This window comes from Roseovarius sp. D0-M9, from assembly GCF_037083805.1.
Lineage (GTDB): Bacteria > Pseudomonadota > Alphaproteobacteria > Rhodobacterales > Rhodobacteraceae > Roseovarius.
In genome coordinates this window covers 71091-84009 of the sequence record NZ_JBAPKZ010000015.1, presented here as the reverse complement: position 1 = coordinate 84009, position 12919 = coordinate 71091, and the positions used below count along the sequence as shown (strand labels likewise).

The 12919-nt window shown below is 63.9% G+C and carries 15 protein-coding genes; 12 read left to right on the top strand and 3 right to left on the bottom strand.

Annotated features, from left to right (window positions below; all coding sequences use genetic code 11):
• Positions 1-35 precede the first annotated feature (35 nt).
• Complete coding sequence (gene tgt / locus V8352_RS11660) at positions 36-1166, bottom strand: tRNA guanosine(34) transglycosylase Tgt (protein ID WP_336424462.1); 1131 nt, start codon at positions 1164-1166, stop codon at positions 36-38.
• 272 nt (positions 1167-1438) lie between these two features.
• On the opposite strand from tgt, the gene rimK reads away from it, so the two are divergent.
• The 6 genes from rimK (at position 1439) to tpiA (ending at position 6196) form a co-directional block, all read left to right on the top strand.
• On the top strand, positions 1439-2839 hold the full coding sequence (gene rimK / locus V8352_RS11655) for a 30S ribosomal protein S6--L-glutamate ligase (protein ID WP_336424461.1): 1401 nt from the start codon (positions 1439-1441) through the stop codon (positions 2837-2839).
• Between the two features lie 90 nt (positions 2840-2929).
• A complete protein-coding gene (locus V8352_RS11650; protein ID WP_336424460.1) occupies positions 2930-3292 on the top strand; it encodes an SUF system Fe-S cluster assembly protein in 363 nt (120 codons plus the stop codon).
• A 69-nt stretch (positions 3293-3361) separates the two neighbouring features.
• Positions 3362-3991 carry a MarR family transcriptional regulator gene (locus V8352_RS11645; RefSeq protein WP_336424459.1) on the top strand — a complete coding sequence of 210 codons (630 nt, stop codon included), beginning with the start codon at positions 3362-3364 and terminating at the stop codon, positions 3989-3991.
• Entirely contained in the window at positions 3988-4707 is a 720-nt protein-coding gene (locus V8352_RS11640; RefSeq protein ID WP_336424458.1) for a DUF3307 domain-containing protein, read from the top strand. Before V8352_RS11645 ends, V8352_RS11640 begins: the two co-directional genes overlap by 4 nt.
• A gap of 30 nt (positions 4708-4737) precedes the next feature.
• Complete coding sequence (locus V8352_RS11635; protein ID WP_336424457.1) at positions 4738-5103, top strand: HesB/IscA family protein; 366 nt, start codon at positions 4738-4740, stop codon at positions 5101-5103.
• Between the two features lie 331 nt (positions 5104-5434).
• Positions 5435-6196 (top strand): triose-phosphate isomerase, encoded by a 762-nt coding sequence (gene tpiA / locus V8352_RS11630; RefSeq protein ID WP_336424456.1) that lies wholly within the window; start codon positions 5435-5437, stop codon positions 6194-6196.
• Here tpiA and V8352_RS11625 read toward each other — a convergent pair.
• Complete coding sequence (locus V8352_RS11625) at positions 6191-6652, bottom strand: Lrp/AsnC family transcriptional regulator (RefSeq protein ID WP_336424455.1); 462 nt, start codon at positions 6650-6652, stop codon at positions 6191-6193. The two genes, tpiA and V8352_RS11625, sit on opposite strands and share 6 nt — an antisense overlap.
• A 140-nt stretch (positions 6653-6792) precedes the next feature.
• Between V8352_RS11625 and V8352_RS11620 the strand changes: the two genes are divergently transcribed.
• The 6 genes from V8352_RS11620 to V8352_RS11595 all read left to right on the top strand — a co-directional run bounded on the left by V8352_RS11620 (position 6793) and on the right by V8352_RS11595 (position 11857).
• The gene (locus V8352_RS11620) at positions 6793-7776 is read left to right on the top strand and encodes an NAD(P)-dependent oxidoreductase (RefSeq protein ID WP_442971019.1); all 984 of its coding nucleotides are present in this window, start codon (positions 6793-6795) and stop codon (positions 7774-7776) included.
• A complete protein-coding gene (locus tag V8352_RS11615; protein WP_336424454.1) occupies positions 7776-8078 on the top strand; it encodes a DUF2849 domain-containing protein in 303 nt (100 codons plus the stop codon). The genes V8352_RS11620 and V8352_RS11615 overlap by 1 nt, the downstream gene beginning before the upstream one ends.
• On the top strand, positions 8079-9773 hold the full coding sequence (locus V8352_RS11610) for a nitrite/sulfite reductase (protein ID WP_336424453.1): 1695 nt from the start codon (positions 8079-8081) through the stop codon (positions 9771-9773). It begins immediately after the preceding gene.
• A gap of 7 nt (positions 9774-9780) precedes the next feature.
• Positions 9781-10521: a phosphoadenylyl-sulfate reductase gene (locus V8352_RS11605; protein ID WP_336424452.1), complete on the top strand. Its 741-nt coding sequence runs from the start codon at positions 9781-9783 to the stop codon at positions 10519-10521.
• Entirely contained in the window at positions 10518-10922 is a 405-nt protein-coding gene (locus V8352_RS11600) for a DUF934 domain-containing protein (RefSeq protein ID WP_336424451.1), read from the top strand. Before V8352_RS11605 ends, V8352_RS11600 begins: the two co-directional genes overlap by 4 nt.
• A gap of 74 nt (positions 10923-10996) precedes the next feature.
• Positions 10997-11857, top strand: a complete 861-nt coding sequence (locus V8352_RS11595; protein ID WP_336424450.1) for a ferredoxin--NADP reductase — start codon at positions 10997-10999, stop codon at positions 11855-11857.
• 124 nt (positions 11858-11981) lie between these two features.
• Here V8352_RS11595 and V8352_RS11590 read toward each other — a convergent pair whose 3' ends face one another.
• Entirely contained in the window at positions 11982-12851 is an 870-nt protein-coding gene (locus tag V8352_RS11590) for a translation initiation factor 3 (RefSeq protein WP_336424449.1), read from the bottom strand.
• Positions 12852-12919: the final 68 nt, after the last annotated feature.

The window sequence follows — 12919 nt, the reverse complement described above, 5'->3', positions numbered from 1 at the left end:
TGTTTGGCTGCTGATCTAGCCGTCAACTGGAGGTGCTAAAGCGGCTCGATGTCGCCCTCGGCGCGGAGTGCGTGGAACTCGGCTTGCCATGCGCCAAAGGTGCCTTCCGCGATGGCCTCGCGCATCCCGGCCATGATCTGCTGGTAATAGTGCAGATTGTGCCATGTCAGAAGCATCCCACTAATCATCTCCTGCGCGCGAAACACATGGTGCAGGTAGGCGCGGGAGTAGTTGCGGCAGGCGGGGCAGCCGCACGCCTCGTCCAGGGGGCGCGGGTCGTCCGCGTGGCGGGCGTTCTTGATGTTGACCTGCCCGCGCCGCGTCCACGCCTGCCCGGTCCGGCCAGAGCGCGAGGGCAGCACGCAGTCCATCATGTCGACGCCGCGCGCGACCGCGCCGACGATGTCGTCTGGCTTGCCCACCCCCATCAGGTAGCGCGGCTTGTCCTTGGGCAGCATGTCCGGCGCGTAATCCAGCACTCCGAACATCGCCTCCTGCCCCTCGCCCACGGCAAGGCCGCCAATGGCATAGCCGTCAAATCCGATTTCCACGAGTTTCTCGGCGCTTATACCGCGAAGCTCCTCGGTCACGCCGCCTTGCTGGATGCCGAACAGCGCATGGCCGGGGCGGTCGCCGAACGCCTCCTTGGAGCGTTTGGCCCACCGCATCGACAACTCCATGCTCTGGGCCACGGCCTTGTCGGTCGCGGGCAGCGCGGGACATTCGTCAAAGCACATCACGATATCGCTCCCCAAGAGCGCCTGTATCTCCATCGACCGCTCGGGGCTGAGCATGTGTTTCGACCCGTCAATGTGGCTGCGAAAGGCGACGCCCTCCTCGGTCAGCTTGCGCAGGTCCGCAAGGCTCATCACCTGAAAGCCGCCACTGTCGGTCAGGATCGGCCCCTGCCAGTTCATGAAATCGTGAAGCCCGCCGAGGCGCGCGATCCGCTCGGCCGTGGGACGCAGCATGAGATGATAGGTGTTGCCAAGCAGAACATCCGCGCCCGTCGCAGCCACGCTTTCGGGCATCATCGCCTTGACGGTCGCCGCCGTGCCCACCGGCATGAAGGCAGGCGTGCGGATGTCCCCCCGCGGTGTGCGGATGACGCCTGTGCGTGCGCGCCCCTCGGTGGCCGCCAACTGAAATGCGATCCGCTGTGTCATCGGCTGTGGCCTCTCTGCAAGTTTTGCGCTGCATAAACCGCATCAAGCGGCTTTGCAAAAGCCATTGGCGTGCGCCTTTGGAAAGGTCATCAGGGCCGATAACGCCATTCCCTGACTGCAATGGGACACCGATGCATTGGGTTCCAAGGTGCGGTGCGGAAATGCACGATCGCGGGCCCAAGGGTTACGGGTCTGCGGCAAACGGTTTACCTTCCGGCGAATCGCGATATCTAGAGCCAGCATAACGCTGAGCCATCAAAGGATTCCCCTGTATGTCCCCTTCCGAGCCGCCAGAACCGCTGCAATTCGGATGGGAGGAATGGGTCGGATTGCCCAAGCTGGGGGTGCCCGCGCTGCGGGCCAAGGTGGACACCGGCGCACGCACCTCAGCGCTTCATGCCTTCGACATCGAGACGTTCGGCCCCGCCGCGCGGCCCAAGGTGCGCTTTACCCTGCACCCGATTCCGGGACGTGACGATCTGGTCATCCCATGCTCGGCGGTCATCGTGGATCGCCGCGAGGTGACGTCCTCCAACGGAGAAAGCGAATCGCGCTTCGTGATCGAGACGCCGCTGGCCGTTGGCGGCGACGACTGGCCCATAGAGATCACCCTGACCAATCGGGGCGGCATGGCGAGCCGCATGCTCCTGGGGCGCCAAGCGCTCAAGGATCACATCTCGATCGTGGCGACCGACCGTTTTCTGCAACCCGAGCTGAGCTACGACGTCTACACGACTGCCAAGATGCGCAGCGAGGCCCCCGAACGCGCCCTGCGCATCGCCGTGCTGAGCCGCGAGGACAATTACAGCACCCGCCGCCTGGTCGAAGAAGGCGAAAAGCGTGGCCATACCGTCGAGGTCGTCGATACCACGCGCTGCTACATGGCCATCAATGCGATGGCCCCCGAGGTGCACTACGATGGCAAGCGCCTGCCCCGTTTCGATGCCGTGATTCCGCGCATCGGCGCCTCGATCACGCCCTATGGCGCCGCCATCCTGCGCCAGTTCGAGACGATTGGCACCTATTGCGTCAATGGCAGCGCCGGCATCGTCGCCAGCCGTGACAAGCTGCACGCGCATCAGATCATGGCCCGCGCCAAGATCGGAATGCCCAACACCGCCTTCGCTGCCAGCCCGCGCGACACGGACAACATCATCGGCCTCGTCGGCACCGCGCCCCTGATCGTCAAGCTTCTGGAGTCGACCCAAGGCAAGGGCGTCGTGCTGGCCGAGACGAAAAAGGCTGCCGAGAGCGTCATCGACGCCTTTCGCGGGCTCAAGGCCAATTTCCTCGTGCAGGATTTCGTCAAGGAGGCCGCGGGCGAGGATATCCGTTGTCTCGTGATCGGCGGCAAGGTTGTCGCCTCGATGAAGCGCACGGGCGCCGATGGTGATTTCCGCTCGAACCTTCATCGGGGCGGCAGCGCCCAATCAGTACGGATCACCAAGGAAGAGCGCGACACCGCCCTGCGCGCCGCGCGGGCCTTCGATCTCAACCTGGCAGGAGTTGATCTTCTGCGCGCCGAAAAAGGCCCCAAGGTGCTTGAGGTCAACTCCTCCCCCGGTTTCGAGGGCATCGAGAACTCCACAGCCAAGAATATCGTCGGCAAACTCTACGAGACGATCGAGGCGCGTGTGCGCCCGACGCCCATTCGCAAGCGCAAGGGAAGCTGAGCCGCGTTGGACACCGCGAGGCAAGGCGCCACTTTACGCGGCCCGGCCTAATCCCTATATATTCACTCAGGCAAAGCTGCAGGATATGACATGACCGAGAATCCCCAGCCCTTCGAGGGCATCCCGCTGATCGCGCCCTCCTCTACCGGGCACCCGCAGTATGAGGCCGTCGTCGAGGCGTGCCGCAGTGTGTTCGACCCGGAAATTCCGGTGAATATCTATGACCTTGGCCTGATTTACACCATCGACATCGACGATGAGAACGCGGTCAAGATCACCATGACGCTGACCGCCCCCGGATGCCCTGTCGCGGGCGAGATGCCCGGATGGGTCGCCGATGCGGTCGAACCGCTCGATGGGATCAAGCAAGTCGACGTCTCGCTCGTCTGGGAGCCGCCTTGGGGCATGGACATGATGAGCGATGAGGCACGGCTGGAACTCGGCTTCATGTAGGCAAGCGAATTAGCTTGCTTTTCCGTATAGAAAGCTAATATGCTTGCGTCATTTGGATGCAGGTGACCTATGGCGCAAAACTATGCCGTCCTGACGGGCGATCTGATCGGCTCTGATGACTTGGCGCCGGATGCGCTTGACGCCGCCATATCGGCCCTCGCATCCTCTGCGGATACCATCGGCGGGGCTGCGTTTGCCCGGCGCGGGGGCGACGGATGGCAGGTCGCGATCCCCACACTCTCCATCGGCGAAGCGCGCGAGGGTCATAACGGCCACGAGCTGCGCCACGCGCTGACGCTGCGCGCTGCCCTGCGCACATTGGGCAAGGCTTATGCCACCCGCATCGCCATAGCCAACGGCCCGGGCACGCTGCCCGCAGAGGGTGATCCCAACGCCGCTCACGGTCCGGCCTTCACAGCGTCCGGCCGCCTTCTCGAGGCGCTCCCAAGCGGCGCTGGCATGGCCCATGCAGCCGGTGGCGCGCTGGATGCGGTCACGCGGCTGGCCGATCATGTCAGCGCGGCCTGGACCCCGGCACAGGCCCGCACGATGGCCGTGATGCTGCCCCGTGACGCTCCGATCCGGGCCGACGCGGCCAAGCGCCTTGGCATCACCCGGCAAGCCGTCAATCAAGCGCTTTGGGCGGCGGGATATCCGGCGCTGGACGCGGCGCTGCGTCTGATAGAGGATGCGGAATGATCGAGACCTTCACCGCGCTCTTCTTTGCCCATGTTCTTGCGGATTTCGTCTTGCAGACCGCATGGATCAACGCGCAAAAGCACCGCGCTGGGGCGATGCTCCTGCATGGGGCGCTGGTTCTGCTCGCGGCGCAGGTCGCAACGGGGCAATGGGCCAGCCCTTGGCTCCTTGGCCTTACGGCGGCGCATGTTCTGATCGACATGGCCAAGATCCGGGGCGGGTTTCATCATCTGCGCGGATTTCTCGCCGATCAGGCCGCGCATATGGTGACCCTGATTGTCGTCGCTGCCTTGGCACCCGGCCTTTGGGCGACTGGCGCATGGGCCGATCTGCCCGGTCTCTTGCCGCTGATGGCGCTGGCGTCGGGCCTTGTCGTTGTGCTGAACGCGGGCCAATATGCCGTGGCACTGCTGATGCGCCCGCACGGCAACCGTATACGAAACAACGGCTTGAGCGATGGGGGCCGCCAGATCGGCCTGCTGGAGCGGGGCTTGATCTTTGCGCTCATCCTTATGGGTCAGCCGCTGGGCGTGGGATTTCTGATCGCGGCCAAGTCAATCCTGCGCTTTGGCACCGCGACGCGGGATCAGCGCACGGCGGAATATGTCATCATCGGCACGCTCGCCTCCTTTGGCTGGGCCATTCTGACCGCCGAGGCGACGCGCCGCGCCCTCGCCTATTTGCCACCGCTTGAGATTTTCGCCCTTAACCCCTAGATTGAAGCTGCAAGGCAAAGGATGTCACCCATGTTCGGAATTCCCGGCAAGCAGGCCGTCACGATTACAGACCGCGCGGCGACGCAAATCGCCCGGCTCATGGCCAAGGACGGCCATCAGGGCCTGCGCATCGGCGTCAAGAAAGGCGGCTGTGCAGGCATGGAATACACCATGGACTACGTGACCGAGGTTGATCCCCACGACGAGGTGGTCGAGGAAAACGGCGCGCGCGTGATGATCGCGCCGATGGCGCAGATGTTCCTCTTCGGCACCGAAATCGACTATGAGATCAACTTGCTCGAAGCGGGCTTTCGGTTCAATAACCCCAATGTGACCGAGGCATGCGGCTGCGGCGAGTCGATCAAGTTCGACGACGCACTCAGCCAGAACGGGTGAAACTCTCACAGTCAAGCAGAGTCCTTGCCCGCGCTCTCTTATGCATGGGGATTGCGCCTAATACCGCAGGTCATAAATCGCGCTCTGATGCGCTAGGTTTGCACTTTTCCCATGATATCCGGACAATACCCCACCCGAACACACCCTTGACGAGTCGGATACCGCTTGCGATTGGGCGCGGTATGCTCTGAATGGGCATCGTTAAAGCGTTTCGCGAAAAACCTGAGTCACAGAGTTTCGCGAAATGCAGAGCCATATATAGGCGTTGCGCGCGTTTCGCCTTTGGCTGATGCCTCAGGTTAACGGTAAAGCGCTTTAGAAGGACTGTGAGATGCGGCGGAAACTGGCGGCAGGCAATTGGAAGATGAACGGGCTGCGCGCCGATCTGGCAATGCTGGAGACGCTGCGGGCCGCCCATGAGGGGTGCGCCGTCGATCTGTTGATCTGTCCGCCCCTGCCCCTTGTCGCCGCTGCGGCCGAGGCCTGCGCGGGCAGCGCCGTGGCCATCGGCGCCCAGGATTGCCACCCGGAGGATGCAGGCGCACATACCGGCGACACCTCGGCCCCCATGCTGGCCGATGCGGGCGCCAGCGCAGTCATTCTGGGCCATTCCGAGCGGCGCGCAGACCATGGCGAGACGTCGGATCTGGTTCGTGCCAAGGCTCAGGCCGCCCATGCGGCGGGCCTTGTTGCCATCATATGCGTCGGCGAAAGCCTGGAGCAGCGCGAGGCACAGAACACGCTCGATATCATCGGCGGGCAGCTGTCCGCCTCGATCCCCGACACGGCGACCGGCGAGAACACCGTCGTCGCCTACGAGCCGTGCTGGGCCATCGGCACCGGCCTCACGCCCACGAGTGAGCAGATCGGCGACGTGCATGATTTCATCCGTGCCCGGCTGGAGCGGCGCTTTGGCGCGGGGGGGGGCCGCTCGATCCGGCTGCTTTACGGCGGTTCGGTCAAGGGCGCGAACGCGGCCGAGATCTTTGCCGTGTCCAACGTGGATGGCGCGCTGGTCGGCGGCGCCAGCCTCAAGGCTGATGATTTCTCTCCGATCATCAACGCCTTGGCGGACGAAGCTAAAGCGTCATAGTGGCAGGATGGTGGTCGATTTGATTTCTTCCATCGACAAGAGCGCCGTGACGTTATGCACCTTCACCTCTGAAATCAGCGCCTGATAGAACGTGTCGTAGGCGCGGGCGTTGGCGACGCGCACCTTGAGAATGTAGTCGATGTCGCCCGCCAGCCTGTGCGCCTCCTGCACCTCGGGCCGGCCCTGAAGGGTTTTGAGAAACAGTTTCTGCCATTCAGCGTCATGTTCGGACGTGCGGATGAGAACGAAAAAGCAGGCCTCGAAACCCAGCGCCTCAGCATCCAGCAGATAGGTCTGATGGCGGATCACGCCCGCCTCGCGCATCTTGCGGATTCGGTTCCAGACCGGCGTCTTGGAACTGCCAACCGACTTGGCAATATCGTCGAGCGATTGGCCGCCATCGGCCTGCAACTCGCCAAGGATCTTCCGATCCAGTTCATCGAGACGAACAGCCATTCCGGTTTTCTCCGTTCCTTGGAATATTGCCGTGGACCCGAACCCGATATGGAACAAACGTCCTTATTGGTCCGCCCCCATGGCGCAATAGTGGGAATATTTTCTATATATCAGGGTAAGTCAAACGGAATGGACAAAGCTTGCGACATTTTCCGATCTTCATCGCCGTAGAGGGGCGCCGCATCGTGTTGTCGGGCGGCGGCGACGCCGCGCTGTCCAAGTTGCGCCTGCTGATGAAGACGCAGGCCCACCTGACGGTCTTTGCTGCGGTCCCCGCGCCCGAGATCGTGGAGTGGGCCGCCCAAGGCCGCCTTGCCTTGATCCGCCGCCGCATGGCGCCGGGTGACGCGCTGTGCGCTGCGCTGTTCTACGCGGCGGACGAGGATGCGGCAGAGGATGCGCGCACCACCGCGCTGGCGCGCCGCGACGGTGCGCTGACCAATATCGTGGACAATCTGGAGGGCAGTCAATTCATCACGCCCGCCATGGTCGACCGCGATCCCGTGACCATCGCCATCGGCACCGAAGGCACCGCACCCGTGCTGGCGCGCGCCATCAAGGCCGATATCGAGGCGATGCTGCCTGCCACGCTCGGGCCGCTTGCGCGGGCCGCGCGCGCCTTTCGCGGCATGGCCGAGGTGCTGCCCATGGGCCGTGCGCGCCGCGCCTTCTGGAGCGCGTTCTTCTTTCGCAGCGGCCCCGAGGCGCTGGAGCGCGGCGAGGCTGATCTGGGTGCGGTGCTTGAGGCCCAGCTGGCTCAGCATCTGGCACAGCAGGCTGGCGCGGGGCGCATCACCTTCGCCATCATCAACAGCGCCGACCCTGAGCTTTTGCCGATGAAGACGCGCCGCGTCCTGCATGAGGCCGATCTGGTGCTGCATGGTGCGTCCATCGCCCCCGAAATTCTGGAGCTGGCCCGCCGAGAGGCCATCTTTGGCCCCCTGCCCGAGACCGCCGCGCCGCTGGCCGAGGCCGCCGCGCAAGGCACGCATGCCATCTGCCTGACCGAGGCGGCGCCCGATGCGCGCCTTATCAAGGACTGCCATACCGCAGGCACCGCGCCCCAGATCATTCCGGGCATTGCGCCCGCACCATCCCTTTTCCCGCTTGAGGAGACCGCCTGATGCCCCGCGAATTCACCCCCAAGGTCGTTACCGCCAATGCCCTCATGGAGGGCGATGTGGTCTATCTGACCGAAACGGACGCATGGACGCGCCACCTGTCCGAGGCCGAGGTGCTGACCGATGAGGCGGGCGCAGATCTGCGCCTGCGCGCCGCCCAAGGCCGCGTCGATGAGGTCGTCGGGGTCTATCTGGCCGATGTCGCCCCCGGCGAGACCGGCCCGGAGCCCACGCACTTTCGCGAAGAGTTTCGCCGCACGGGCCCCTCGAACTATTTCCACGGCAAGCAGGCAGAGACCCACTAGATGTATACCTATTCAGAATTCGACGCCGCCTTCGTGGCCGAGCGCAACCGCCAGTTCCGCGCGCAGGTCGCGCGGCGTATCGACGGCTCGCTGACCGAGGACGAGTTCAAGCCGCTGCGCCTGATGAACGGACTCTACCTTCAGCTGCACGCCTACATGCTGCGCGTCGCGATCCCTTACGGCACGCTGAGCAGTGCGCAAATGCGCCAGCTCGCCATGATCGCCGAGCGTTGGGACAAGGGCTATGGCCATTTCACCACGCGCCAGAACATCCAGTTCAACTGGCCCAAGCTGGCCGATGTGCCCGATATCCTCGACGCGCTTGGCGAGGTGCAGATGCACGCGATCCAGACCAGCGGCAACACGATCCGCAACGTGACGGCCGACCATTTTGCCGGCGCCGCCGCTGATGAGGTCGCCGATCCGCGCCCCATCGCCGAGCTGATCCGCCAATGGTCGACCGACCATCCCGAGTTTCAGTTCCTGCCACGCAAGTTCAAGGTCGCCGTCACCGGCAGCCCGATGGACCGCGCCGTGACGCTGGCCCATGACATTGGCCTGCGCATCGTCCGGCGCGGCGAGGAAATCGGCTATCAGGTGCTGGTCGGTGGCGGTCTTGGCCGCACGCCGATGATCGGCAAGGTGCTGCACGAGTTTCTGCCCGAAGAAGACCTGCTGCCTTATATCGAGGCCATCGTCAGCGTCTGGAACACGATCGGGAGGCGCGACAACAAATACAAGGCCCGCATCAAGATCACCGTGCACGAGCACGGGATCGAGGACATTCGCGCCCGCGTGGACGCGCGTTATGCGCTTATTCGCCCGCAGTTCACGGGCGTCGATCAGCAGCTTTTGGGCAGCATCCGCGACGATTTTGCGCCGCCACAGTTCCGCGATGCGCCGGTCGACGGCTATACGTCCGCGCGCGAAGAAGATCCCGTCTTTCGCGCTTGGGCCGACACCAATCTGGCCGCGCACCACGCGCCCGGCTATGCCATCGTGTCCATCAGCCTCAAGGCGCATGGCGAGACGCCGGGCGATGCCAGTGCGGACCAGATGCGCGTCATGGCGGACCTCGCCGAGCGCTATGGCCATGACGAGCTGCGCATCAGCCACGAGCAGAACGTGATCCTGCCGCATGTTCACCAGTCGGACCTGCCCGCCCTTCATGCGGCGCTGCGCGAGGCGCGGCTGGCGACGGCCAACATCGGCCTCATCAGCGACATCATCGCCTGCCCCGGCATGGATTACTGCGCGCTGGCGACGGCCCGTTCAATCCCCATCGCGCAGGAGATTGCCACGCGCTTTGACGCGCTCAAGCTCGAGCATGAAATTGGCGAGATGAAGATCAAGATCTCGGGCTGCATCAATGCTTGCGGGCATCACCATGTGGGACATATCGGCATCCTCGGCCTCGACCGGGCGGGCGTCGAGAATTACCAGATCACCATCGGCGGCGACGGCGGCACGGATGCGCAGTTGGGCGACCGCACCGGGCCGGGTTTTTCGGCAGATGACATCGTGCCTGCGATCGAGACGATCATGCTGGCCTATCTGGAGCACCGCAATGATGCCTCCGAGACGTTCCTTGCCACGTATCGCCGCCTTGGCATGGCGCCCTTCAAAGCCGCGCTCTACGGCGAGGCAGAGGCCGCCCGCCCCCGCAGAAAGGCCGAGGCCGATGTCACGGCATGAGACGCCCATGAGCGACCTGCAGGCGCGGGCGGATGCGCTGAACGCGGCCTATCGCCACCATTCGGCGATTGCCGTGCTGGCGCGCGCGCTGCATGACCCGGATGTGGGGCAACTGGCGCTGGTGTCGTCCTTTGGCGCGGAATCGGTCGTGCTTTTGCATATGGTCGCTCTGGCGCGCCGCGAGACGCCGGTGATCTTTCTCGAAACCGGCATGCTTTTTCCCGAAACGCTGGTCTATCAGCAAGAGCTGGCCGAGCGTCTGGGCCTGAAGGACATGCGCGTCATTCGCCCCGACGCCGCCGAGCTCAAGGCCGAGGATCCGGCCGCGATGCTGCACCAAAGCAATCCCGATGCCTGCTGCGCCCTGCGCAAGACCGTGCCTCTGGCCCGGGCGCTCAGCGGATTTGACGGGTGGATCACCGGGCGCAAGCGCTATCAGGGCGCGGCGCGCGCGGATCTGGAGTTCTTCGAGGTCGAGGAGGCCAACAGCACGCATCAGGGCCGCCTCAAGGTCAATCCGCTGGCCCATTGGCAGCCCGGCGATGCGCGCACCTACATCGAGGAAAACCGCCTGCCGCGCCATCCGCTGGTGGCGCAAGGATACCCGTCCATCGGCTGCATGCCCTGCACCTCGCCCGTCGCCGCAGGCGAGGACGAGCGCGCGGGCCGCTGGAAGGGCCAGGACAAGACGGAATGCGGCATCCACATCGTGGACGGAAAAATCGTGAGACAAGGAGAAAACGCATGAGCGTTATCGTGACCGACGCGGGCTTTGGCCCCGACGACTGGACCCTGCCCATCTCGGCGCTCGAGGATGCAAGGGCAGGATATGGCATTGATCTGGCCTCCTCCTTCGATCCGGCAGAACTGGCCGGACGCCTGCCCGAGATCGCGCTGATCCGCGTCGATTTTCCCAGCTCGGCTGATGGGCGTGGCTTTTCCATCGCGCGTCAATTGCGCCTCATGGGCTACACCGGGCGTCTGCGCGCGCGCGGGCATGTCTTGGCCGATCAATATGCGATGGCGCGCCGCTGCGGTTTTGACGAGGTCGAGATCGACGACGCGCTGGCCGCCCGCCAACCCGAGGACCAATGGATGTTCCGCGCCGATTGGCGTGCGCATGATTACCAGGCCAGGTTGCGCGGCTGAACGCCGCCTTTAATTGATCCGCCTCAAGGACTATAGGAAAGGCATCGGTACAAATCACCGATGAAGAATGCATAATGAACGAGATGTCCCACGTGCCTGATACCGCCCAAGAGACCCCGCAGCGCGCCGCGCCCACCCTGCCCGATGCGCAGACCGTCACGCAGGTCACCCATTGGACGGACCGGCTGTTTTCCTTCCGTGTCACGCGGCCCGTCTCCTTGCGCTTTCGCTCGGGTGAGTTCGTGATGATCGGCCTGATGGGCGATCCCGATCCCGTGACGGGCAAGCAAAAGCCCCTGTTGCGGGCCTATTCCATCGCTTCGCCGTCGTGGGATGACGAACTGGAGTTTTACTCGATCAAGGTCGAGGACGGCCCGTTGACCTCGCGGCTGCAACATATCCAGCCCGGCGACGAGATCATCCTGCGCCCCAAGCCCGTCGGCACGCTGGTGCATGATGCGCTGTTGCCAGGCAAGCGCCTCTGGCTCTTTGCCACAGGCACCGGGTTTGCGCCCTTTGCCTCGCTCTTGCGCGATCCGCAAACCTACGAGGACTACGAGGAGGTCATCGTCACCCATACCTGCCGCACGGTGGGCGAGCTGACGTATGGCGCACAGCTGATCGAGGATATTCGCGGAAACGAGATGCTCGAAGAGCTGATCGGAACGGATTTCGCCGCCAAGCTGCGCTACTATCCCACCACCACGCGCGAAGAGAGCCCCAAGATGGGCCGCATCACCGATCTCATGCGCTCGGGCGAGGTCTACGCCGATCTGGGCGTGCCGCCCCTCAGCCCCGAGACGGACCGCGCGATGATCTGCGGCAACATGGCCTTCAACCTCGAACTCAAGGCGCTCTTCGAGGAATACGGCCTGAGCGAGGGTGCCAACTCAGCGCCGCGCGAATACGTGGTGGAAAAGGCGTTCCTGGACTGATCTCCGGCGCCGAGGAGGGCTGGAAGCCAATCCAGCCGAAAGCCAAACGAGTCGGACACCAGACATGAAAAAGCCCGCGCCAGGATCTCTGGCGCGGGCTTTTTCTTTGGTTCAGGCCGGCATGCTACATACCCAATGCGGCGCGCGCTTGCTCGAGCGCAGCTTCCAGCAATTCAGGGTTGTCCTGCGCCTCTCTCAGGGTCGTTGTCAGCAGCGATTTCTGTGTCTCCGAGATGTCCGACTCTTCGATCATCTGCGCTGCGGCCTCCATGTCGAAATTCTCTGAGCTCAGTGGGTCTGCGCCCTCGGCTGAATCCGTCGCCGCGTCGCTGCCTTCGGTGGCAACATCGCTTGCCTCCTCGGTCGCCGCATCCGCAGCGCCTTCACCTGCCTCCGTGGTTACATCCGTGCCCTCGTCTGCCGCATTAGTTGCTTCCGATGCCTCCTCCGTCGCCTCGTCGGCCGTATCCGCCGCGGCATCGACGGCCTCACTTGCCGTATCTGCGGCTGCGTCAGCAGCTTCATCCGCGGTATCTGCCGCTGCATCTGCGGCCTCGTCGGCTGCATCGCTGCCTTCATCGACGGCGCTATCTGCGGCGTCGACCGCATCGCTGCCTTCTTCCGACATGGTATCCACGGCGTCCTGCACCCCCTCGACGGCGGCGTCTGCGGCATCGCTTGCGGTGGCGGCGGCATCCTCGGCGGCATTTTCGACAGCATTCATCGCGCCATCGGCGGTCTCGTCCAGGTTTTCACCCGCTTCATCCATCGTTTCGTCGACGTCGGTCGCAGCCTCTTCAGTCGTGGCCTCGATCTCGGCTGCGGTCTCGCCTGCCGCGGTCGACGCTTCATCTGCCGTTTCTTCCAACTCGGTGGGCGGGTCAATCTCTTCGCGCGTCGTCTCGATGGCTTCGGTGGGTGACTTGCCGGTGACCAGCACATATCCCCCTACCAGCACGACCGCGGCAAGCACGATCCAAAGAAGGTTCTTCATTTCAACATCCCCTATCTCGAAATAGGCGCGCACGTCTGGTAAAATTCAAGCAGGCCACGCCTTGACAC